The organism is Pseudomonas sp. Pc102 (assembly GCF_018408275.1).
Lineage (GTDB): Bacteria > Pseudomonadota > Gammaproteobacteria > Pseudomonadales > Pseudomonadaceae > Metapseudomonas > Metapseudomonas tohonis.
In genome coordinates this window covers 764,343-786,310 of record NZ_AP021905.1, presented here as the reverse complement: position 1 = coordinate 786,310, position 21,968 = coordinate 764,343, and the positions used below count along the sequence as shown (strand labels likewise).

The following is a 21,968-nucleotide window of genomic DNA, read 5'->3' as shown; positions in this document are numbered from 1 at the left end:
TCATTCAGCGGGCAGGTATTCTACAACTTCCAGGTCGAAACCGGATATCGCATTGAACTTCATCGGCGAACTCATCAGGCGCATCTTGCGCACACCGAGATCGCGAAGAATCTGCGAGCCGGCCCCGACGGTGCTGTAGGTCGCGGGGTTGGTGACCTTGGCATCGCTGCCCAGTTGGCGCTCCAGGTGCGCCAGCAGCTGCGGGCCGGTCAGCGGGTTGCCCAGCAGCAGCACGACGCCGCTGCCGGCCTTGGCCACTTCCTTCATCGCCGCGCGCAGGCTCCAGCGACCTTCCTGGTTGACCATGAACAGGTCGCGCAGCGGGTCCATGTTGTGCACGCGCACCAGGGTCGGCTCTTCCGGGCTGATGGTGCCCAGGGTCAGGGCCATGTGCACGTCGCCTTCGACGGCGTCGCGGTAGGTCACCAGGTTGAACTGGCCCAGCTCGCTGTCCAGCGGCTGCTCGGCGATGCGCTCGACGGTGCGTTCGTGGATGAGGCGGTAGTGGATGAGGTCGGCGATGGTGCCGATCTTGATCCCGTGCTCGGCGGCGAAGGCCTCCAGCTCGGGACGACGGGACATGGTGCCGTCGTCGTTCATCACCTCGCAGATCACCCCGGACGGCTCGAAGCCGGCCATGCGCGCCAGGTCGCAGGCCGCCTCGGTGTGGCCGGCGCGGGCCAGCACGCCGCCGGGCTGGGCCATCAGCGGGAAGATGTGGCCTGGGCTGACGATGTCGTCGGCCTTGGCGTTCTTGGCGGCGGCGGCCTGCACGGTGCGCGCGCGGTCGGCGGCGGAGATGCCGGTGGTGACGCCCTCGGCGGCCTCGATGGAGACGGTGAACTTGGTGCCGAAGCCGGAGCCGTTGCGCGGCGCCATCAGCGGCAGCTTGAGGGTCTCGCAGCGCTCGCGGGTCATGGGCATGCAGATCAGGCCACGGGCGAAGCGCGCCATGAAGTTGATGTGCTCGGCCTGCACGCACTCGGAGGCCATGATCAGGTCGCCTTCGTTCTCGCGGTCCTCGTCATCCATGAGGATGACCATCTTGCCCTGGCGGATGTCTTCGATCAGTTCGTCAACGGTATTGAGAGCCATGGGCCCTCCTTAATGGATTCAGTGTTTGAGGTAGCCGTGTTCGGCGAGGAAGCTTTCGGTCAGGCCCGAGGCGGCGGGCTCGGCGGCCTTGTCGCCGAGCAGCAGGCGCTCCAGGTAGCGCGCCAGGAGGTCGACCTCGAGGTTGACCTGCCGACCCGGCCGGTAGTCGGCCATGATGGTCTCGTCCAGGGTGTGCGGGACGATGGTCAGCTCGAATTCGGCGCCATTGACCGCGTTCACCGTCAGGCTCGTGCCGTCGACGGTGATCGACCCCTTCAGGGCTATGTATTTCGCCAGTTCACGCGGTGCACGGATCCGAAATTGCACGGCACGGGCGTTGTCTTCCCGTGCCACGACCTCGCCCACGCCATCGACATGACCGCTGACCAGGTGCCCGCCGAGGCGGCTGGTGGGGGTCAGGGCCTTCTCGAGGTTGACCTTGCTACCGGTCTTCAGGTCGATGAAGGCGGTGCGGGCCAGGGTCTCGCGACTCACATCGGCCCAGAAGCCGTCGCCGGGCAGCTCCACCGCGGTGAGGCAGACGCCGTTGACCGCGATGCTGTCGCCGAGCTTGACGTCACCCAGGTCGAGCTTGCCGGTGGCCACGTAGACGCGCACGTCACCGCCCTTCGGGGTGAGCGCACGGATGCTGCCGATCGCTTCGATTATGCCGGTGAACATGGGACCTCCACTGCAAGGGAACGGCCGGGGCACGAGGCCCGGGAACGCATTATAGGCACCCGGAAAACCGCCGCGGACATCCACGCAGACGATGCTGCGAGCGCCGGGAGAAAGGTATGGGACATCGTTGGACTCCTGTTTATGGAAAAACAGGGCACGTTGGATCGAAAGGGACTTCGCAGGCGTGCAGGCGCACGCCCAGGCAGGCAATCCCGTTCTCTCTTCATCCGGACTATGACCGTCGGCCCCGGGATCACACCGGGTCTGCTGACCTCATCCGGGACTATCCGCTGCTGGCAGTCGGCTGTCCGGATGAGCGCTCGCGGGCTATGCGCAACGCGCAATTACCGCCGGTGGGGACTTTCACCCCGCCCTGAGAACGATTCGGCCACTTGCGTGGCCGAGGCGAGTTTTTAACACAAGGAGGGGAAAGGGGAAAGCTGCAAGCTGCAAGCTGCAAGCTGCAAGCTGCAAGCTGCAAGCGACAAGTGTGCCGGCTTCTAGCTTCTAGCTTCTAGCTTCTAGCTTCTAGCTTGAAGCTTGCCGCTGCCTTCACAAAGGCACCGCAATGATCCGCCAGTCATCCCCGACCGGGCGAATGCCGAGGATCTTCAACTGCGGCGCCTCGGCCATCCGCGCCAGGGGCCAGTCCAGCAAGGGCCTGGCGCTGGAGCCGAGGAAGCGGCCGGCCATGAAGATCTGGTACTCGTCCACCAGCCCGGCACGGGCGAAGGCGCCCGCCAGGCGGGGGCCGGCTTCGACCAGCACCTCGTTGGCGCCGCGCGCGGCCAGCTCGCCCAGCAGGCGCTTGAGGTCGACGTGGCCGTTGCTGCCCGGCACCGCCAGCAGTTCGTGGCCGTCGTCTTGGAAGCGGTCGCGCGCAGCGGCAGCGGCACAGGTGGCCACCAGCGCCGGCCCGGCCTGGAAGAAGGGGGCGGACAGCGGCACGCGCAGGCGGCCGTCGACCAGCACGCGCAGCGGCGGGCGGTCCAGCGCCAGCGCGGTGAGTTCGGCATTCAGGCCCAGTTCGTCGGGGCGCACGGTAAGGCGCGCATCGTCGGCGAGCACGGTATCGGCACCGGTCAGCACCACGCTGGCACGTGCGCGCAGGCGCTGCACGGCGGCGCGGGCGGCAGGGCCGGTGATCCACTGGCTCTCGCCGCTGGCCATGGCGGTGCGACCGTCCAGGCTCATCGCCAGCTTGACCCGGACGAAGGGCAGCCCCTGCTCCATGCGCTTGATGAAGCCGGCATTGAGTTCACGCGCCTCGGCCTCCAGCACGCCGCTCTGCACGGCGATGCCGGCCTGCATCAGGCGCAGCAGGCCACGGCCGGAGACTTCGGGGTTGGGGTCCTGCATCGCGGCCACCACACGGGCCAGCCCGGCATTCACCAGGGCGTCGGCACAGGGCGGGGTGCGGCCGTGGTGGCTGCAGGGTTCGAGGGTGACGTAGGCGGTGGCGCCGCGGGCCTTGTCGCCGGCCTGGCGCAGGGCATGGACCTCGGCGTGGGGCTCGCCGGCACGGGCGTGCCAGCCCTCGCCGACGATGCGCCCGTCCCGGACGATCACGCAGCCGACGCGAGGGTTGGGATGCGTGGAGTACAGGCCCTTGCGGGCCAGCTCGAGTGCGCGGGCCATGAAGGCCTGATCGTTCTGGGTCATGCCTTAGTCTTTGGAGGGCTCTCGGGCCAGGCGTTCGATCTCCTCGCGGAACTCGTTGAGGTCCTGGAATCGACGGTAGACCGAGGCGAATCGGATATAGGCCACTTCGTCGAGCTTCTGCAGCTCGAGCATCACCAGCTCGCCGAGCACGCGGGACTTCACCTCGCGCTCGCCGGTGGCGCGCAGCTTGTGCTTGATATGGGCGATGGCTTCTTCGAGGCGCTCGATGCTCACCGGGCGCTTCTCCAGCGCTCGCTGCATGCCGGCGCGAAGCTTCTCCTCGTCGAAGGGCTGGCGGCTGCCGTCCTGCTTGATCAGCCGGGGCATGACCAGTTCGGCGGTCTCGAAGGTGGTGAAGCGTTCCTCGCACGCCAGGCATTCGCGGCGGCGGCGGACCTGATCGCCTTCAGCGACCAGTCGCGAATCGATCACCTTGGTGTCATGGGCGCCACAGAAGGGACAGTGCATGGTGGGGAGGTGACTGCGGAAAAAGAAGGCCACATGGTAGCGCATCTCCCCGGCAAGACAAGCCGCGGGCTTTGCGTTATAAGGCCGCCCAGAGCCCTCCGCAACAAAGGCCAGGAGTCACCGATGCGCGCCCTTTCCGTCCTTTTCCTCGCAGCCCTGCTGGCCGCCTGTTCCAGCGAACCGCCCGCCGAGCCCAAGCCCGCCCCCAGGCCGGCACAGCAGCGGGTCCAGGTCGAGGAGCCGACACCCGCGCACCTGCGCGAGCTCAAGGGCCAGTTGCTCGGGGCCCCGGCCGGCAGCGAAGTGGAGATGGCGCTGCTGGTGATCGACGGCCGCGACCGCCCACAACGCCTGCTCGGCAGCGTGCGCCTCGCGGGCACGGGCCAGGCGCTGCCGTTCAAGCTGACCTTCAACCCCGAGGTGTTCCCCCAGGGCGAGCGCGTGGAGCTGCGCGCCCGCGTCAGCCAGTCCGGCCAACTGGTGCAGCGCCTGGCGCCGCGACGCATCCTCCAGCCCGAGAGCCAGGCCCTTGGCCAGCTGCAGCTGGAACGCGCGCCGTGAAGGCGCCCGCAGCGCTGCAACGCGCCCTCGGCCAACTGCTCGGCGACGCCCGCCTGAACGCCGAGACACTGCCCGGCACCGACCTGCGCCTGTGGCTGATCGACGGCGGCAACATGGATCGCGCCTTCGACCCCGATGAGACCCGCCGCATCCTCGAGGAGCCGCCCTACTGGTGCTTCTGCTGGGCCAGCGGCCTGGCCCTGGCGCGCTGGTTCGCCGAGCGCCCGGAATGGGTGGCCGGCAAGCGCGTGCTGGATTTCGGCGCGGGCTCGGGCGTGGCCGCCATCGCTGCGGCCAGGGCGGGCGCCGCGGAAGTGGTGGCCTGCGACCTCGACCCGCTGGCCCTGGAGTCCTGCCGCGCCAACGCCGAGCTCAATGGCGTGGAGCTGGGCTACTCCGGGGACTTCTTCGCCGAAGCCGACCGCTTCGACCTGGTCGTGGTCGCCGACGTGCTCTATGACCGCGCCAACCTGCCCCTGCTCGACCACTTCCTCAGCCGTGGCCGCGAAGCCCTGGTGGCCGACTCCCGCGTCCGCGACTTCGCCCACCCACAATACCGCCGCCTGGCGATGCTCGAAGCCTGCACCTGGCCGGACCTGGCCGAGCCCGAGCAATTCCGCCACGTGAGCCTGTACCACGCAGCGAGATAACGGCGGGCCCCGGTAGGCGGCTGCATGCGGCGGCCGTATCATTCGCCCATCCCTTGCGCACTCGAGAACCTCCGATGAGCGACACGCCCTACATCTTCGATACCACCGCCGCCGACTTCGATCAGGCGGTGATCCAGAACTCCTTCCACAAGCCGGTCCTGGTGGACTTCTGGGCCGAGTGGTGCGCGCCGTGCAAGGCGCTGATGCCGCTGCTGGCGCAGATCGCCGAGTCCTACCGCGGCGAGCTGCTGCTGGCCAAGGTCAACTGCGACATCGAGCAGGACATCGTGATGCGCTTCGGCATCCGCAGCCTGCCCACCGTGGTGCTGTTCAAGGACGGCCAGCCGGTGGACGGCTTCGCCGGCGCGCAGCCCGAGTCGCAGATCCGCGCCATGCTCGAACCCCATGTGCAGCAGCCCGCGCCGGCCGCCGCCGACCCGCTGGAAACCGCCCAGGCGCTGTTCGCCGATGGCCGCATCGGCGATGCCGAGGCCCTGCTCAAGGACGTGCTGACCGAGGACAACGGCAACGCCGCCGCGCTGATCCTCTATGCGCGCTGCCTGGCCGAACGCGGTGAACTGGGCGAAGCCCAGGCGGTACTGGATGCGGTGAAGAGCGACGAGCACAAGCAGGCCCTGGCCGGCGCCCGCGCGCAGCTGACCTTCCTGCGCCAGGCCGCCGACCTGCCGGAAGCCGCCGACCTGAAGTCACGCCTGGCGCAGAACGCCGAGGACGACGAGGCCAGCTACCAGCTCTGCATCCAGCAACTGGCCCGCCAGCAGTACGAGCCGGCGCTGGAGGGCCTGCTCAAGCTCTTCGTGCGCAACCGCAGCTACGCCGAGGGCATCGCCCACAAGACCCTGCTGCAGGTGTTCGACCTGCTGGGCAACGACCACCCGCTGGTCACCACCTACCGCCGCAAGCTCTACCAGGCGATCTACTGATCGCGCAAAAGCTCCCGTAGGTTGGCGCCGAGCGTAGCGAGGCCCAACGATGCAATGCCCAACAGGGTCACGTTGGGCTTCGTACCTCAGCCCAACCTACGGACCTGCGCCGCTCACCCCTTCCAGACATAGACGGGCGCATCGCCCCCCATCTCCAGCTGCACCCGCTCGCTATGGCGCAAGCGCACCAGCAGGCGCTTGCCGGCCGCCGCTCCGCCAGCGAGGGCTTCCAGTTCGCCCAGCAGGCGCGGCCCCTCGATACGCCCGGCGTTGCGCAGCAGCTCCAGCGCGGTATCCCACAGGGCATCGCTGCGCTTAGGAGCCTTGGCGGGAGCGGCGAGCGGCGCGGCTGGCGCCTCGACACCGACCTGCAGCTGCGCGCCCAGGCGCTGCCAGTCCTCCTCGTCCATCTCCACCGTCAGGTCGACCGGCCAATCGCCGATCCGTCCACGAATACGCAGCATGTCCAGCTCCCCAGGTTGAATCGGGCCATGCTCCCACGTGCCTCGACCAGGCGCCAGGCGACACTGGCGAGGCGATCTGAAAGTTGTTATAACGTAACACCTCATTTCACCCGACTCCGGAGTGCCTCATGCGCCGCCTGCTGCTCGCCCTGCCCTTCGCCCTGCTGCCCCTGGCCGCCGCCCAGGCCCACGAACACGAACACGAGGAGCACGGCAGCCTCGGCGCCCATGAGCACGGCGTGGCGCGGATGAACGTCGCCCTGGACGGCAACAGCCTGGAACTGGAGCTGGAAAGCCCGGCCATGAACCTGGTCGGCTTCGAGCACGCCGCCAGCAGCGACGCCGACAAGGCCAAGGTCGCCGCCGCCCGCGCCCTGCTGGAGAAGCCGCTGGACCTGTTCGCCCTGCCCCTGGTCGCCGGTTGCAAGGTCACCGGCCAGGAGCTGGAAAGCCCGCTGTTCGGCAACGCCCCGGCGGACCACGAGCATGAGCACGAAGACGCCGACCACGACGAAGAGAAAGGCCACGAGCACCACCACGAGCACAGCGAGGTCCACGCCCACTACCAGCTGGAATGCGCCAAGCCCGGTGACCTCAAGACCCTGGACCTCAAGGAGCTGTTCGAGCGCTTCCCCGCCACCCAGAAAATTCAGGTACAACTGATCGGCCCGCAGGGCCAGCAGGGCGCCGAGCTGACCCCTGCCAACCCCTCCCTGAGCTTCTGAATCCGATGAACCGGCCGGGGCAACCCGGTCGGCACCCCATGAGCCAGACACTGATCGAAATCTCCGAGCTGGGCTTCGCCTGGCCGGGCCACGCCGAACTGCTCGACATCCCCGCCTTCGCCCTGCAAAGCGGGGAAACCCTCTTCCTCAAGGGCCCCAGCGGCAGTGGCAAGACCACCCTGCTGGGCCTGCTCGGTGGCGTGCAGACGCCAGGCCGGGGCAGCGTCAGCCTGCTGGGCCGCGACCTGGGCAAGATGGCCTCGGGCGCCCGCGACCGCTTCCGCGTCGACCACACCGGCTACATCTTCCAGCAGTTCAACCTGCTGCCCTTCCTTTCCGTGCGTGAGAACGTCGAGCTGCCCTGCCACTTCTCGCACCTGCGCGCCCAGCGCGCCCGGCAGCGCCATGGCAGCGTGGCCCAGGCCGCGACCACCCTGCTCGGCCACCTGGGCCTGGCCGCCGGGCTGCTGGAGCGCCGCGCCGACGCGCTGTCCATCGGCCAGCAGCAGCGCGTCGCCGCCGCCCGCGCGCTGATCGGCCAGCCGGAACTGGTGATCGCCGACGAACCCACCTCGGCCCTGGACGCCGACGCCCGGGAAAGCTTCCTCCAGCTGCTCTTCGGCGAATGCCGCGAGGCGGGTGCCAGCCTGCTGTTCGTCAGCCACGACCAGAGCCTGGCAGCGCTCTTCGATCGCAGCCTGTCGCTGCTTGAACTGAACCGCGCCGCGCGCCCGCAGGAGGCCTGAGATGTACCTGTTCCGCCTGGCCCTGGCGAGCCTCGCCAACCGCCGCTTCACCGCCCTGCTCACCGTCTTCGCCATCGCCCTCTCGGTCTGCCTGCTGCTGGCGGTCGAGCGGGTGCGCACCGAGGCACGCGCCAGTTTCGCCAGCACCATCAGCGGCACCGACCTGATCGTCGGCGCCCGCTCCGGCTCGGTGAACCTGCTGCTGTATTCGGTGTTCCGCATCGGCAACGCCACCAACAACATCCGCTGGGACAGCTTCGAAACCCTCGCCCACAACCCCAAGGTGAAATGGGCCATCCCCATCTCCCTGGGTGATTCGCACAAGGGCTACCGGGTAATGGGCACCAGCGAGGCCTATTTCGAGCACTACCGCTACGGCCGCGCCCAGGCGCTGAAGCTGGCCGAGGGCAAGCCCTTCGCCGACATGTTCGACGTGGTGCTCGGTGCCGAGGTGGCCGAGGCGCTGAAGTACAAGCTGGGTGACAAGGTGGTGCTGTCCCACGGCGTCGCCACCGTCAGCCTGGTGCAGCACGACGACAAGCCCTTCACCGTGGTCGGCATCCTCGAACGCACCGGTACGCCGGTGGACCGCACCCTGCACATCTCCCTCGCGGGGATGGAGGCACTGCACGTCGACTGGCAGAACGGCGTGCCCGCGCGCGGTGCCGGCAAGGTCAACGCCGACCAGGCCCGGGCCATGGACCTGCAACCCAAGGCCATCACCGCCTTCATGCTCGGCCTCAACAGCAAGATCGCCACCTTCGCCGTGCAGCGGGAGATCAACGAGTACCGTGGCGAACCGCTGCTGGCGATCCTCCCCGGCGTCGCCCTGCAGGAGCTCTGGAGCCTGATGGGCACGGCCGAGAAGGCGCTGTTCGTGGTTTCGCTGTTCGTCGTGCTCACCGGGCTGATCGGCATGCTCACCGCCATCCTCACCAGCCTCAACGAGCGCCGTCGCGAAATGGCCATCCTGCGCTCGGTGGGCGCGCGGCCCTGGCATATCGCCAGCCTGCTGGTGCTGGAGGCCTTCGCCCTGGCACTGGCCGGCGCGGTGCTCGGGCTGGTGCTGCTGTACCTCGGCATCGCCCTCGCCCAGGGCTACGTGCAGGCCAACTACGGCCTCTACCTGCCGCTGGCACTACCGAGCCGCTATGAGTGGACGCTGCTGGGCGGTATCCTGGCCGCCGCCCTGCTGATGGGCGCCGTGCCGGCCTGGCGCGCTTATCGGCAGTCCCTGGCCGACGGCCTGTCCATTCGCCTGTGAGCCCACGATGAAACGCGCCCTGCTGGCCCTTCCGGCCCTGATCCTGCTGACCGCCACCGGCCTCTGGGCCGGTGAGGTCCGCGAACTGACCTGGTCCGAGCTGATCCCCGCCGACGCTCCGCCGCCCCCGCCTCCCGCGCCCATCCACGACCTTTCGCAGCTGGCCGACTCGCTCGCCGCCGAAGCGGGTCCCGCCGCCAGCCAGCAGTCGCCGGCGGCGCCGGTGGTGCAGGGCCTGGACGGCCAGGAAGTGAAGCTGCCGGGCTACATCGTGCCGCTGGACGTGACCGAGGAAGGCCGGGTGACCGACTTCCTCCTGGTCCCCTACTTCGGCGCCTGCATCCACGTGCCACCGCCCCCCTCGAACCAGATCGTCCACGTCACCAGCGAGCTGGGCGTGCTGATGGACGCGCTCTACCAGCCGTTCTGGATCGAAGGGCCGCTGCAGGTGAAGTCCAGCACCAGCGAACTAGCCGAGGCCGGCTACCAGATGGAAGCCAGCAAGATCTACCCCTACGAGACGCCCGAGAGCTGACAAGAAAGCCTGCTAACGAACTCGCCGCGGCATTGAGCTAGATCAAGGTGCCGCGTTTCGTGCTCCCCGAAACTGAGCCCAGCCAACACAAGCTCAAGACCTCGGAGCCATTAAATGAAAACGCAGTTCCTAGCCGCCTCCCTCCTCGCTCTCGCTGTGGCCGCCCCGATGGCCCATGCCCACCAGGCGGGTGACATCCTCGTCCGTGCCGGTGCCATCACCGTCAACCCGAAAGCCGACAGCTCTTCCGTCAAGGTAGACCGCGGCCCCCTGGCCGGCGCCGACCTGGGCGGCAAGGCGACCATGGACAGCGACACCCAGCTGGGCCTGAACTTCGCCTACATGCTGACCGACCACTTCGGCCTGGAACTGCTGGCCGCCACTCCCTTCGAGCACGAAGTGAAGATCAAGGGCACCGCCCTCGACGCCGCCAACGGCAGCCTGGGCTCGCTGAAGCACCTGCCGCCGACCCTGAGCGTCGTGTACTACCCGCTGGAATCCCAGTCTGCCTTCCAGCCCTACCTGGGCGCCGGCATCAACTACACCTGGATCTACGACGAGCACGTGGGTAGCGGCGCGACCGCGGCCGGCTTCGACAACTTCCGCGTGAAGAACTCCTGGGGCCTGGCCTGGCAGGTCGGCGCCGACTACATGCTGACCGACAGCATCATGCTCAACGCCCAGGTGCGCTACATCGACATCGACACCCGCGCCTACGTCGACAACACCGCCCTGGGCGTACGCGCCAAGGTGGACGTGGACGTCGACCCGTGGGTCTACATGGTCGGCCTGGGCTACAAGTTCTAAGCCCGCCGCAACGAGAAAAGGCGCCTTCGGGCGCCTTTTTCATTGGCATCACGGGATGGGAGCGGGATGCAAAAAGGCGCCCGAAGGCGCCTTTCCTGTCGTCACTCAGCGGCCCAGCAAGCGGGCCAGGCCGACCGCCAGGGGAGTCGGCTCGGGGAAGTCGAAACGCTCCAGCAGACGGCTGTTGTCCGCCAGGGAATGACGGATATCGCCCGAGCGCGCCTCGGCGTAGCTGATGGTCGGCAGTTCGCCCACCACGCTGCCGATGGCGGCGAGCAGCTCCTTCAGGCTGGTGGAGCGCTGCAGGCCGACGTTCACCGGGCCGGCCTCGACGCCAGGGTTCTCCAGCGCCTGCACCAGCACCTGCACCAGGTCGCCGACATAGACGAAGTCACGGGTCTGCTCGCCATCACCGAAGATGGTGATGGGCGTGCCGGCCAGCGCACGCTCGGTGAAGATGCTGATCACCCCGGAATAGGGCGAGGACGGGTCCTGCCGCGGCCCGAAGATGTTGAAGAAGCGGAACACCGCCGGCTCCAGGCCATGCTGGCGGCGGTAGAAGTCCAGGTACTGCTCGCTGGCCAGCTTGTCCACCGCGTAGGGGGTGAGCGGCGCGACGGGGGTGTTCTCGTCGATGGCCTGGCCTTCGCCGTTCTGCCCGTAGACCGAGGCGCTGGAGGCGAACGTCACGCGCTTCACGCCGTGCTGGCGCATGGCCTCGCAGACGTTGAGGGTGCCGACGAAGTTGGCCTGGTGGGTCGACACCGGGTCATCCACCGAAGCCGGCACCGAGGCCACGGCGGCCAGGTGCGCCACCGCCTTGCAGCCGGCCATGGCGCGAGCCACCCGCGCGGCGTCGGCGACATTGCCTTCGATGAATTCGACGCGCGGGTTCTCCAGCGGCAGGTTGCTGCGCTTGCCGGTGGAAAGATCGTCGAGCACGCGCACGGCGTGCCCGCGCGCCAGCAGCGCATCGACAAGGTTGGAGCCGATGAAGCCGGCGCCGCCGGTAACGAGGATGGGGGAATCAGCCATGGCGGTAGTAACGGTCCAGGAGTGCGGGCAACGCCGCGCGCCAGGCGCGGGGCTTGATGCCGAATGTATGGAGGATCTTCTTGCAGGCCAGCACCGCGTGCTGGGGCTCGTCCGCCGCATCGGGACGGGCGGCGTGGGCCTGGGGGGTGATTTCCTGCACCTTCAGCGCGCGCAGGTTGCGGGCCTCGGTGAGCACTGCCTGGCCAAGCGCCAGGGTGGTGGTCGCCTCATGGCCGCCGTAGTGGTAGGTGCCCCAGAGCGGCGCGGCGCAGTCCAGCTGCTTGAGCACGGCGAGCATCACCCGCGCGGCGTCGTCCACCGGCGTCGGGTTGCCGCGGCGGTCATCGGCCAGCATCAGCTCGGCGTCCCGCTCGGCACGGGCGAGGAAGCGCCCGAGGATGCCCTCGTTGCTGTCGTCCAGCAGCCAGCCGAAGCGCAGCAGCACATGCTTGGGGCACATGGCACGCACGCTCTGCTCGATGCGCCACAGGGACTGCCCGCGAAGGCTCAGGGGAATGGTCTCGTCCTTCTCGTTGTAGGCCGTCGCCCGGGCACCATCGAAGACGCGGTAGCTGGAAGGCTGCAGCAGGACGATGCCATGGTGCTGGCAGAGCTCGGCGAGGCGCTCGACCGCGCGTTCCTGCGCGGCGAAACGGGCCGGGCTAGCCTCCTCGGCCTGGAACCAGTCGAAGTAGTAGGCGAGGTTGATCACCGCATCGGGGCGGGTGTCGTCGAGCAGCTGGGTCAGGCTGGCGGCATCCCAGCCCTGCTCGGGCGGGCGCGGGGCGAGGAACCCTACATCATCCTCGGCCCCCAGGCGGATAAGCGCCTGGCCAAGGGCATTGCCACCGCCCAGGAGCATCAAGCGCATACGCATAGACAGAAGGTCGCTTAAAGCCAGTGGGTGTTATCGATCAGGCCATGACCCCGCACCGGCGCCATCCCTGTGACCAGGAGGTTCGCCAAGACGGGCATCAGGCACGCAAGCCGGCGGTCGTTTCCGACCGGGGAACACGCATTCTGCTTATTTCCCGGCGCTGCGTCACTAGCGGCGCGCCATGCGGCACGCCGCATCAGTCGTCATCACCCCCTGCGGGGCGATAGAGATGGGCGTGATCGGGGTGATAGAGCGAGGAGTCAGTGAAGCCTTCGGCGGCCAGCACGCGCCCCACGAGGATCAGCGCGGTGCGGCGGAAGTCCTTGCCCGCCACACGCTCGACGATGTCCGCCAGCGTGCCGGTCACCCAGTCCTGGTCGGGCCAGCTGGCGCGGTGCACCACGGCCACCGGGCAGTCGGCGCCGTAGTGCGGCAGCAGTTCTTGGACGATGCGCGGCAGGTGGCTGACGCCCAGGTGCACCGCCAGGGTCGCGCGGTGCTGCGCCAGCTCCGCCAGGGACTCGCCCTCGGGCATGCGCGTGCGGGTGGCGAAGCGGGTGAGGATCAGCGTCTGCGAGATGTCCGGCAGGGTCAGCTCGGTACCCAGCAACGCGGCGCAGGCAGCGGTGGCGGTGACGCCGGGCACCACATCGTAGGGAATGCCCAGCGCGCGCAGGTGGCGGATCTGCTCGCCGATGGCGCCGTACAGCGACGGGTCGCCGGAGTGCACGCGGGCCACGTCCTGGCCGCGCCCGTGGGCCTCGGCCAGCAGGCGGACGATCTCGTCCAGGTGCAGTTCGGCGGTGTTCACCACCTGCTCGGCGCGATGCCCGTCGAGCACTGCCTCCGGCACCAGGGAACCGGCGTAGAGGATCACCGCGCAGCTGCGGATCAACCGCTGGCCCTTGACCGTGATGAGCTCCGGGTCGCCGGGGCCGGCGCCGATGAAATAGACCGTCATGGGTTATCCACATCCTCGGGAATGCAGGCCAGCGCACAGGTGGCGCGGGCACTGCGGCGCTTTTCCACCAGCAATCGCGCAGGCCGGCCGGCCAGGGTTTCGGCATGCAGCAGGGCCGCGGCTTCGGCGATGCCGGGGCTGCCGGTTTCCCGCAGGGCGATGGCCGAGGCGCCGGACAGCCGCCCCTCGCAGGTCGCCAACTCGGTGGCCGGCAGCAGCGCCAGGGGCAGCTGAAGGGACAGCGCCAGTGCCCGCAGCCCGGGCTCGTCGGCCTTGCTGTCGACGCTGGCCAGGGCACTCAGGTCGCCGACCGCCAGGCCGCGCTCGGCCAGGGTGGTGACCAGCAGCTCGCGCAGTTCGTGTTCCGGACAGCCGCGCCGGCAGCCGAGGCCGGCCACGCGGATCATCGGCCAGCCCTGTAAAGCAAGACCCCGCGAAGGGCCGGGCCCTGCGCGGGGTCGATCAGCACTGAAGCCCGGCTCACGCCAGGTCTTGGCTCGCGGAACGCTGGTACAGCCAGGCGGCGGCCCAGCCCAGGGCGCCCCAGAACAGCGCGTTGGTGATCAGCGAGGCAGCGATGAACTCGTGCTCCAGGGCTTCCGGCGCCAGGCTCGAATGCACCTCGGGCTGCGGCGCACCCACCACGTGGGGGATCACCAGCAGCGCCAGCCCGACGAGGCGCAGCACCCAGTTGCGGCCGAAGGCGATCAGCGCCAGGCCGGCAGCGGTGGAGGCGGCGGTGCCGACCCACCAGACCTGGCGCTGGGCCAGGTCGGCGGCCGCGGTGCCCGGCAACTCCGGCGGCAGGCCGAGGGACGGCGCCAGGGCGAAGGTGGCGAAACCGGCCAGCCCCCAGAGCAGGCCCTGCCAGGCGCGGGTCGGGCCGCGCAGGCTGAACAGTGCGGCCAGGAGCAGGGCGAAGCCCACCGCGACCACCAGGTTGGCGCCACCGGTGGACAGCGTGCGCTGCCAACCATCGGCGGGCGCCCAGGCCTCGGCGTCGTGTTCATGGGCGGGCGTGCCGGCGGCGTGCTCGTGGCTGTGCTCGGCCTGCTCGGCCGGTGCCGAGTTTTCGAACGTCTCCGCGTGGAGGATCAGCGGGGTGACCCACAGGCTCTGCAGCAGGGTCAGCACGATGGCGGCGAACAGGCCGGCGAACCCGGCGGTCTGGGCGATGCGCTTGATCACGGTCGCGCCCCTCAGTGGCAGGGGAAGGCGGAGCTGTGGCGGGTGTCGTGGGCAGCGTTGTGCACCGCCTCGATGTGCGAGAAGCCGGCGAAGTACACGAGCGACAGGCCCAGGAGGCTGGCACCGATGGCGATGGCCAGGCGTTTGGACAGGGGGACGGCGGCGGCCGAATGGCTCAGGGTGCTGCTGGACATGGTGCTTCCTCTGCGTGCGGGTGAGTCGGCAAGAGGAACGCGTGCGAAGAAAGCGGCCGCTACGGCACCGCATTTCCGGCGTGCGCCCGCCCACCGCGGGTTGCCAAAAAGTGATCAGGCCGGTCTCCGGGCTTGCGACGCCAGCCATGGCTGGTCGGGTTTGCCTTCCCATGTCCGCCGGACACAGTGGCCTACAGATCCCTACGTGCGCTTACCGTTGCGGGGGCAGCGTCGGACTCGCCCTGGGGCACACCGACTTCCCGTTTCACCTCGCGCGCGACGGCGCGAGACACCTGAAAAAACCGCACAAGGACATCACGAGTCCGATCGGCCGTCAACCGCCGCGATTGACCGCCGCCCCCGGCCTGCGTAGCCTTCGGCCCTTCGAGGTTCTGCGGCCGCGCGCCGCAGCTAAGAGGGAACACGGCCAAGCCGTGGCTGCCCCCGCAACTGTGAACAGCTGAGGTCCTATCCACAGCCACTGCCCGACGGGCGGGAAGGCGGAGGGACGGCGCATCGCGCCAGGCTGTGAGCCAGGAGACCTGCCTCGGCGAATTTCCAGACAACCGGGCGGGGTGATCCGGTGGCGAATCGGGCCTTTCGTGCCCTCGTCCCGCGCGCCCGCCGATCCGATCGACTCCCAGCGAAGGGCTGCCGCGCATGAAAACCCTGGCCAAACTCCCCGTCACCATCGTCACCGGCTTCCTCGGTGCCGGTAAGACCACCCTGCTCCGCCACATGCTCGACAACGCCGAAGGCCGCCGCATCGCGGTGATCGTCAACGAGTTCGGCGAACTGGGCATCGACGGCGAGATCCTCAAGCAATGCTCCATCGGCTGCACCGAGGAAGAGGCCGTGGGCCGCGTCTTCGAACTGGCCAACGGCTGCCTGTGCTGCACCGTGCAGGAGGAGTTCTTCCCGGTGATGCGCGAACTGGTGGCCCGCCGTGGCGACCTTGACCAGATCCTCATCGAAACCTCCGGCCTGGCCCTGCCCAAGCCCCTGGTACAGGCCTTCCAGTGGCCCGAGATCCGCAGCGCCTGCACGGTGGACGCGGTGATCACCGTGGTCGACAGCCCGGCCGTGGCCGCCGGCACCTTCGCCGCCCACCCCGAGCAGGTGGACGAGCAGCGCAAGCAGGACCCGAACCTCGACCACGAGTCGCCCCTGCACGAACTCTTCGAAGACCAGCTGGCCAGCGCCGACCTGGTGATCCTCAACAAGGCCGACCTGCTCGATGCCGACGCCCTCGCCGCTGTGCGCGCCGAAGTGGCCGAAGAGCTGCCGCCGGCGGTGAAGATCGTCGAAGCCAGCGCCGGCAAGCTGCCGCTCTCCGTGCTGCTGGGCCTGAACGCCGAGGCCGAGGCGCACATCGACAGCCGCCCCACCCACCACGACCACGAAGGGCACGAGGACCACGACCACGACGAGTTCGACTCCTTCCACGTCGACCTGCCGGAAGTGGAGGAAGCCGCGCTGCTGGCCGCCCTCGGCCAACTGGTGGAACGCCACGAGGTGCTGCGCATCAAGGGCTTCGCCGCCATCCCCGGCAAGCCCATGCGCCTCCTGGTGCAGGGCGTCGGCAAGCGCTTCGACAAGCACTTCGACCGCAAGTGGCTGGCCGGCGAGACCCGCGCCACCCGCCTGGTGGTGATCGGCCAGGAGCTGGACCAGGCCACCATCGCCAACGAACTGCGCACCGCCCTGGCGTAACCGCCGAACCGGCTCCTCTCCCGACCGGGAGAGGGCCGCTCCCCCCTGCCAAGGTCCGAGCCATGCACCTGTTGCGCACCCAGCCCGGCGGCTTCGTCCCCGACGACGGCATCGCCCACCTGGCCCAAACGCCCGCCGAACTGGTGATCCTCTGCAGCGGTGATTCGCACCTGGCGCTGCTGGCCGAGGCCGCCCGCGAGCTGCCGCAGGACTACCCCAGCCTGCGCCTGGCCAACCCCATGCAGCTGCAGAACCACGCCTCGGTGGACCTTTACGTCGACGAGGTGCTGCAGCACGCCAGGGTCATCCTCATCTCCGTGCACGGCGGCGTCGGCTACTGGCGCTACGGCATCGAGCAACTGGTGGCCCTGGCCGAGCGCGGCACGCAGCTGATCCTGGTGCCCGGCGACGACCGTCCCGACCCGGAGCTGGCCCGCCTGTGCACGGTCCCGACGGAGGACGCCGAGCGCTACTGGCAGTACCTGCGCCAGGGCGGCCTGGACAACGCCCGGCAACTGTTCGCCTGCCTGGCCAGCCGCTGCCTGGGGCGCGACTACCCCTGGCAGGCGCCCAGCGCCCTGCCCCGGGTCGCGGTGCACCACCCGCGCCAGCGCCCCGCCCGCCTCGAGCAGTGGCGCGCCGACTGGCGGGACGGCCAGCCGGTGGTGGCACTGCTGTTCTACCGCACCCATCTGCAGGCGGCGAACACCGCCTTCATCGACGCCTTCTGCGAGCGCCTGGCCGCCGTCGGCATCAACCCGCTACCCATCGCGGTGGCCAGCCTCAAGGAAGCCGAGTGCCTGGCCGTGGTCGAGGACTGGCTGGACGCCGTCGATGCCGAGCTGATCATCAACACCACCGGCTTCGCCCAGTCCAACCCCGACACGCCCGGCCAGCGCCCCTTCCGCCGCGACGTGCCGGTGCTGCAGGCCATCTGCTCGCTGGATAACCAGCTGCTCTGGGAAGAGAACCCGCAAGGCCTCGGCCCGCGCGACCTGGCCATGCATATCGCCTTGCCGGAGCTCGACGGGCGCATCATCACCCGCCCCATCAGCTTCAAGGGCCTGGCCTGGCGCAGCGAGCGCAGTCAGAGCGACGTGGTCTGCTACCTGCCCCACCTCGAACGCATGGACTTCGTTGCCGAGCTGGCGCGCCGCTGGCTGCTGCTGGCGCGCAAGGCCAACGCCGACAAGCGCGTGGCACTGATCCTCGCCAACTACCCCACCCGCGACGGCCGCATCGGCAATGGCGTGGGCCTGGACACCCCGGCCGCCGCGCTGAACATCCTCCGTACCCTGGAAGCCGAGGGGTACCCGCTGGCCGGCCTGCCGGAGAACGGCACGGCACTTATCCACAGCCTGCTGGGCGGCGTCAGCAACGACCTCGACAGCCTCGACGCGCGCCCCTGCGCCCAGAGCCTGGCGCTGGACGACTACCTCGCCTGCTTCGCGCGCCTGCCCGAAGCCAACCAGCGGGCCGTGCGCGAGCGCTGGGGCGAACCGCAGCAGGACCCGATGTTCCGCTCAGGGCGCATGATGATCGCCGGCCTGCGCTTCGGCCTCGCCTTCGTCGGCATCCAGCCGGCGCGCGGCTACCAGCTGGACCCGGCCGCCATCTACCACGATGCGGCGCTGGTGCCGCCCCACGGCTACCTGGCCTTCTATTTCTGGCTGCGCGAGGTGTTCGGCGCCGACGCGCTGGTGCACGTCGGCAAGCACGGCAACCTCGAATGGCTGCCGGGCAAGGGCGTCGGCCTTTGCGCCGAATGCTGGCCGGACGCGGTCATGGGCCCGCTGCCGAACATCTACCCCTTCATCGTCAACGACCCCGGCGAAGGCGCCCAGGCCAAGCGCCGCGCCCAGGCGGTGATCATCGACCACCTGATGCCGCCGCTGACCCGCGCCGAGAACTACGGCCCACTGCGCGACCTCGAACGCCTGGCCGACGAGTACTACGACGCCTCCCTGCTGGACCCCCGCCGCGCCGTGCAGCTTCGGGGCGAGATCCTGGAACTGGTGAAGGCCACCGCACTGGACCGCGAGCTGAACCTCGTCATCAGCGACGACCCGGAAAGCTGGCTGCCGCAACTGGACGCCTACCTCTGCGACCTCAAGGAATCGCAGATCCGCGATGGCCTCCACGTGTTCGGCGAATCCCCCGCCGGCAGCCTGCGCGACGACACCCTGCTGTCCCTGGTGCGCATCCCCCGGGGCGATGGCAGGGGCGCCAACGCCAGCCTGCTGCGTGCGCTCGCCGCCGACCTCGAGCTGGGGCGCGACCCGCTGGACTGCAACTGGGCCGAGCCCTGGGAAGGCCCGCGCCCGGCAATGCTGGAAGCGGTCAGCATCGATCCCTGGCGCAGCAATGGCGACACCCGCGAGCGCCTGGAGCTGCTGGCCCTGGCGATGATCCGGGCGACCGATCACCCGTCGGTGGGCCCCGCCAGCGACCTGGTCATCCACAGCCTGCGCCAGGTGGTCGCCCCGACCCTGGATGCCTGCGGTCCCGCCGAGATCGGCGGCGTGCTGGCCGCCCTGGAAGGCCGCTTCGTGCTGCCCGGCCCCAGCGGCGCACCCAGTCGCGGGCGCCTCGACACCCTGCCCACCGGGCGCAACTTCTTCACCCTGGACGTGCGCAACCTGCCCACGCCCACCGCCTGGCGCCTGGGCTTCCAGTCCGCCAGCCTGCTGCTGGAGCGCCACCTGCAGGATCACGGCGACCACCTGCGCCAGCTCGGCCTTTCCGTCTGGGGCACCGCCACCATGCGCACCGGTGGCGACGACATCGCCCAGGCCCTGGCGCTGATGGGCGTGCGCCCGGTGTGGCAGGCCGGCAGCCAGCGCGTGGAAGACTTCGAGATCCTGCCGCTGTCCCTGCTCGACCGTCCCCGGGTGGACGTGACGCTGCGGGTATCGGGCTTCTTCCGCGACGCCTTCGCCAACCTCATCCGCCTGTTCGACGCCGCCGTGCAGGCGGTCGCCGAGCTGGACGAGCCGGAGGACATGAACCCCCTGGCCGCCCGGGTGAGGCTGGAAAGCGCCCGCCTGGCCGCCGAGGGGCTGGGGACGGACGATGCCCGGCTGCAGGCCGGCTGGCGCATCTTCGGCGCCCAGCCCGGTGCCTACGGTGCCGGCGTGCAGGGTGCCATCGAGGAGCGCCAGTGGCAGGACCGCGCCGAACTGGCCGAGGTGTACCTGAACTGGGGCGGCTACGCCTACGGCGCGCAGGATGCCGGCACGCCCGCGCGAGCCCGCTTCGCCCAGCGCCTGGAGCGATTGCAGGCGGTGCTGCAGAACCAGGACAACCGCGAGCACGACATCCTCGACTCCAACGACTACTACCAGTTCCAGGGCGGCATGCTCGCCGCCGCCGAAACCCTGCGCGGCGACAGGGTCGCCAGCTACCACGGCGACCACAGCCAGCCGGACCTGCCGCGCATCCGCTCGCTGAAGGAAGAGCTGGGCCGCGTGGTGCGCTCGCGCGCCGCCAATCCCAAGTGGATCGCCGGCATGAAGCGCCACGGCTACAAGGGCGCCTTCGAACTGGCCGCCACGGTGGACTACCTGTTCGCCTTCGACGCCACCAGCGAGCTGGTCGACGACCACCAGTACCGGTTGCTGGCCGACGCCTACCTGCTGGACGCCGACACCCGCGACTTCATCCGGCAGCACAACCCGGAGGCCCTGCGCGACATCGCCGAGCGCCTGGTCGAAGCCCAGCAACGCGGCCTCTGGGAACACCCCGGCGACCACCGCGAGGCCATCGAGAACCTGCTGCTGGATATCGAGGAGCAGTAGCCCCCGACGTGCGTGTGGGGTATTTCAACTACGCCCCGCCGCCTTCGCGGATGAATCCGCTCCCACAAAAGCGCCCCCGGCTCTCCTGTAGGAGCGAGCTCTGCTCGCGAACAACCCCGGCACGAAGTCTCCCCCGTGGGAGCGAATTCATTCGCGATGCCGATCGCACCTGGCACACGCGGGTTTCACCCACCCTACGCTCGAACCAGCGGGGCAACACCCCGCCCGCCGATGATCACCCGCGCAACCGCGCCGCCGCCTCCCGCAGGATGCGCTCGGTGCCGTCCCAGCCCAGGCAACCGTCGGTGATGGACACCCCGTAGCGCAGCTCGCACGACAGCGACTGGGCACCGTCGAACAGGTGGCTCTCGATCATCACGCCGCGCAAGGCGTCCTGGCCGGCCAGGCGCTGGTCGATCACCTCCGCCAGCACCGCCGGCTGGCGCAGCGGGTCCTTGCCGCTGTTGGCGTGGCTGCAATCGACCATGATGCGCGGCGCGATGCCGAGCCTCTCCAGCCCCGCACGGGCGGCCGCGACGCTGGCCGCGTCATGGTTCGGGCCCTGGTGGCCGCCACGCAGCACCAGGTGCGTATCCGCATTGCCGGCGGTCTGCACCAGCGCCGGGCGGCCCAGGTCGTCGATGCCGAAATGCTGGTGCGCGTGGGCCGCCGAGCGCATCGCGTCGGTGGCGATGCCGAGGCTGCCGTCGGTGCCGTTCTTGAAGCCCACCGGCAGGTCGAGGCCGCTGACCAGTTCACGGTGTACCTGCGACTCGCTGGTGCGCGCACCGATGGCGGCCCAGCCCAGCAGGTCGTCGAAGTAGCCGGCGGCCAGGGGTTGCAGCAGCTCGGTGGCCACCGGCAGGCCCAGCTCGATCATCTGCAGCATCAGCCGGCGGCTGAGCGCCAGGCCGGCCGCCATGTCGCCGCTGCCATCCAGGTGCGGGTCGTAGACCAGCCCTTTCCAGCCCACCGTGGTGCGCGGCTTCTCGACGTAGGCGCGCATCACCAGCAGCAGCTGGTCGCTCACCTGCGGCGCCAGCGCGGCGAGGCGGCGGGCGTAGTCCAGGGCGGATTCGGGGTCGTGGATGGAACAGGGGCCGACCACCACCAGCAGGCGCGGGTCGTCGCCATCGAGCACCGCGCGCACGGCATCGCGCTGGGCGCGGACCTGGCGGGCCAGGGCGTCGTGCAGCGGCAGGCGCTGGCGCAGTTCGGCGGGGGTGGGCAGCGGCTGGGTGCTGCGCGAGGGGGACGCCAGGGTCTCCAGCGGCAGGGCATGGAGGGGCTGGGCGGCGATGGGCGATACGGAAACGGAATTCATGACGGGCATCCTCGGCCGGCGCGGTTCGGTCCGCGCGCGGCGCTCTAACTGGGTGTTCGATTCAGGGGTGTGAGTGCGGCGGCGAAGCGGCTAAATCGCCAGTCGGAGTTGCGGTAATAGGTGGCGTAGGTGCGGTAGCTGATCATGGTGCGATCCTCGGATTACGTGCGTTCGGTCTTGTGGACCCTGGAAAAACAAAAACCCCCGGTCGGGTTGCCGACCGGGGGTTTCGTGGAGCTTTGGTGGGCGACCCTGCTGGAGTGGGCCGCCTGATCAG

General features: G+C 69.4%; 22 protein-coding genes and 3 riboswitches. Of the genes, 10 read left to right on the top strand and 12 right to left on the bottom strand.

The genetic code is table 11. The features are described from left to right. The 4 genes from ribBA to nrdR form a co-directional block, all read right to left on the bottom strand. Entirely contained in the window at positions 1–1,095 is a 1,095-nt protein-coding gene (gene ribBA / locus PHLH3_RS03740; RefSeq protein ID WP_173178872.1) for a bifunctional 3,4-dihydroxy-2-butanone-4-phosphate synthase/GTP cyclohydrolase II, read from the bottom strand. An 18-nt stretch (positions 1,096–1,113) separates the two neighbouring features. Beyond that, positions 1,114–1,776, bottom strand: coding sequence for a riboflavin synthase (locus PHLH3_RS03735; RefSeq protein WP_173178871.1), 663 nt, complete (start codon positions 1,774–1,776; stop codon positions 1,114–1,116). A gap of 210 nt (positions 1,777–1,986) precedes the next feature. Beyond that, positions 1,987–2,161: riboswitch (FMN riboswitch) on the bottom strand. Positions 2,162–2,328: 167 nt separating this feature from the next. Continuing rightward, positions 2,329–3,438 carry a bifunctional diaminohydroxyphosphoribosylaminopyrimidine deaminase/5-amino-6-(5-phosphoribosylamino)uracil reductase RibD gene (ribD, locus tag PHLH3_RS03730; RefSeq protein ID WP_213628248.1) on the bottom strand — a complete coding sequence of 370 codons (1,110 nt, stop codon included), beginning with the start codon at positions 3,436–3,438 and terminating at the stop codon, positions 2,329–2,331. Between the two features lie 3 nt (positions 3,439–3,441). Further along, positions 3,442–3,906 carry a transcriptional regulator NrdR gene (nrdR, locus tag PHLH3_RS03725; protein WP_031287756.1) on the bottom strand — a complete coding sequence of 155 codons (465 nt, stop codon included), beginning with the start codon at positions 3,904–3,906 and terminating at the stop codon, positions 3,442–3,444. A 123-nt stretch (positions 3,907–4,029) separates the two neighbouring features. Between nrdR and PHLH3_RS03720 the strand changes: the two genes are divergently transcribed. The 3 genes from PHLH3_RS03720 (at position 4,030) to trxA (ending at position 6,061) form a co-directional block, all read left to right on the top strand. Further along, positions 4,030–4,467 (top strand): YbaY family lipoprotein, encoded by a 438-nt coding sequence (locus PHLH3_RS03720; RefSeq protein ID WP_213628247.1) that lies wholly within the window; start codon positions 4,030–4,032, stop codon positions 4,465–4,467. Further along, a complete protein-coding gene (locus PHLH3_RS03715; RefSeq protein ID WP_213628246.1) occupies positions 4,464–5,117 on the top strand; it encodes a 50S ribosomal protein L11 methyltransferase in 654 nt (217 codons plus the stop codon). The genes PHLH3_RS03720 and PHLH3_RS03715 overlap by 4 nt, the downstream gene beginning before the upstream one ends. Before the next feature lie 74 nt (positions 5,118–5,191). After that, a complete protein-coding gene (gene trxA / locus PHLH3_RS03710) occupies positions 5,192–6,061 on the top strand; it encodes a thioredoxin (RefSeq protein ID WP_213628245.1) in 870 nt (289 codons plus the stop codon). 113 nt (positions 6,062–6,174) lie between these two features. On the opposite strand, the gene PHLH3_RS03705 is transcribed toward trxA, so the two are convergent. Continuing rightward, on the bottom strand, positions 6,175–6,525 hold the full coding sequence (locus tag PHLH3_RS03705; RefSeq protein ID WP_213628244.1) for a hypothetical protein: 351 nt from the start codon (positions 6,523–6,525) through the stop codon (positions 6,175–6,177). Positions 6,526–6,653: 128 nt separating this feature from the next. Here PHLH3_RS03705 and PHLH3_RS03700 point away from each other — a divergent pair, with 128 nt between their 5' ends. From PHLH3_RS03700 to PHLH3_RS03680, 5 genes are all read left to right on the top strand, one after another. Further along, positions 6,654–7,250: a DUF2796 domain-containing protein gene (locus tag PHLH3_RS03700; protein WP_173178865.1), complete on the top strand. Its 597-nt coding sequence runs from the start codon at positions 6,654–6,656 to the stop codon at positions 7,248–7,250. Between the two features lie 38 nt (positions 7,251–7,288). Beyond that, positions 7,289–7,996: an ABC transporter ATP-binding protein gene (locus PHLH3_RS03695; RefSeq protein ID WP_213628243.1), complete on the top strand. Its 708-nt coding sequence runs from the start codon at positions 7,289–7,291 to the stop codon at positions 7,994–7,996. A gap of 1 nt (position 7,997) precedes the next feature. Continuing rightward, positions 7,998–9,260 (top strand): ABC transporter permease, encoded by a 1,263-nt coding sequence (locus PHLH3_RS03690; protein ID WP_213628242.1) that lies wholly within the window; start codon positions 7,998–8,000, stop codon positions 9,258–9,260. Between the two features lie 7 nt (positions 9,261–9,267). Next, entirely contained in the window at positions 9,268–9,795 is a 528-nt protein-coding gene (locus PHLH3_RS03685) for a DUF3299 domain-containing protein (protein ID WP_173178862.1), read from the top strand. Between the two features lie 114 nt (positions 9,796–9,909). Continuing rightward, positions 9,910–10,602 (top strand): OmpW family outer membrane protein, encoded by a 693-nt coding sequence (locus PHLH3_RS03680; protein WP_213628241.1) that lies wholly within the window; start codon positions 9,910–9,912, stop codon positions 10,600–10,602. A gap of 105 nt (positions 10,603–10,707) precedes the next feature. Here PHLH3_RS03680 and PHLH3_RS03675 read toward each other — a convergent pair whose 3' ends face one another. The 6 genes from PHLH3_RS03675 to PHLH3_RS03650 all read right to left on the bottom strand — a co-directional run bounded on the left by PHLH3_RS03675 (position 10,708) and on the right by PHLH3_RS03650 (position 14,857). Further along, positions 10,708–11,637, bottom strand: a complete 930-nt coding sequence (locus PHLH3_RS03675; RefSeq protein WP_213628240.1) for an NAD-dependent epimerase/dehydratase family protein — start codon at positions 11,635–11,637, stop codon at positions 10,708–10,710. Further along, positions 11,630–12,514 carry a sugar nucleotide-binding protein gene (locus PHLH3_RS03670; protein ID WP_173178859.1) on the bottom strand — a complete coding sequence of 295 codons (885 nt, stop codon included), beginning with the start codon at positions 12,512–12,514 and terminating at the stop codon, positions 11,630–11,632. Before PHLH3_RS03670 ends, PHLH3_RS03675 begins: the two co-directional genes overlap by 8 nt. A 196-nt stretch (positions 12,515–12,710) precedes the next feature. Continuing rightward, positions 12,711–13,475, bottom strand: a complete 765-nt coding sequence (gene cobM, locus PHLH3_RS03665) for a precorrin-4 C(11)-methyltransferase (protein ID WP_213628239.1) — start codon at positions 13,473–13,475, stop codon at positions 12,711–12,713. Then, a complete protein-coding gene (locus PHLH3_RS03660) occupies positions 13,472–13,882 on the bottom strand; it encodes a cobalamin biosynthesis protein (protein WP_213628238.1) in 411 nt (136 codons plus the stop codon). Before PHLH3_RS03660 ends, cobM begins: the two co-directional genes overlap by 4 nt. Before the next feature lie 73 nt (positions 13,883–13,955). Beyond that, positions 13,956–14,663 carry a CbtA family protein gene (locus PHLH3_RS03655; RefSeq protein ID WP_213628237.1) on the bottom strand — a complete coding sequence of 236 codons (708 nt, stop codon included), beginning with the start codon at positions 14,661–14,663 and terminating at the stop codon, positions 13,956–13,958. An 11-nt stretch (positions 14,664–14,674) separates the two neighbouring features. Then, a complete protein-coding gene (locus tag PHLH3_RS03650) occupies positions 14,675–14,857 on the bottom strand; it encodes a CbtB-domain containing protein (RefSeq protein WP_021219636.1) in 183 nt (60 codons plus the stop codon). A 99-nt stretch (positions 14,858–14,956) separates the two neighbouring features. After that, positions 14,957–15,169, bottom strand: a riboswitch (cobalamin riboswitch). A 58-nt stretch (positions 15,170–15,227) separates the two neighbouring features. Next, positions 15,228–15,422: riboswitch (cobalamin riboswitch) on the top strand. Between the two features lie 95 nt (positions 15,423–15,517). On the opposite strand from PHLH3_RS03650, the gene cobW reads away from it, so the two are divergent. Together cobW and cobN are read left to right on the top strand one after the other, a co-directional pair. After that, a complete protein-coding gene (gene cobW, locus PHLH3_RS03645; protein ID WP_213628236.1) occupies positions 15,518–16,570 on the top strand; it encodes a cobalamin biosynthesis protein CobW in 1,053 nt (350 codons plus the stop codon). A gap of 62 nt (positions 16,571–16,632) precedes the next feature. Next, positions 16,633–20,367, top strand: a complete 3,735-nt coding sequence (cobN, locus tag PHLH3_RS03640) for a cobaltochelatase subunit CobN (RefSeq protein WP_213628235.1) — start codon at positions 16,633–16,635, stop codon at positions 20,365–20,367. Between the two features lie 235 nt (positions 20,368–20,602). On the opposite strand, the gene PHLH3_RS03635 is transcribed toward cobN, so the two are convergent. After that, complete coding sequence (locus PHLH3_RS03635) at positions 20,603–21,691, bottom strand: 3-deoxy-7-phosphoheptulonate synthase (protein WP_213628234.1); 1,089 nt, start codon at positions 21,689–21,691, stop codon at positions 20,603–20,605. Between the last annotated feature and the right edge of the window lie 277 nt (positions 21,692–21,968).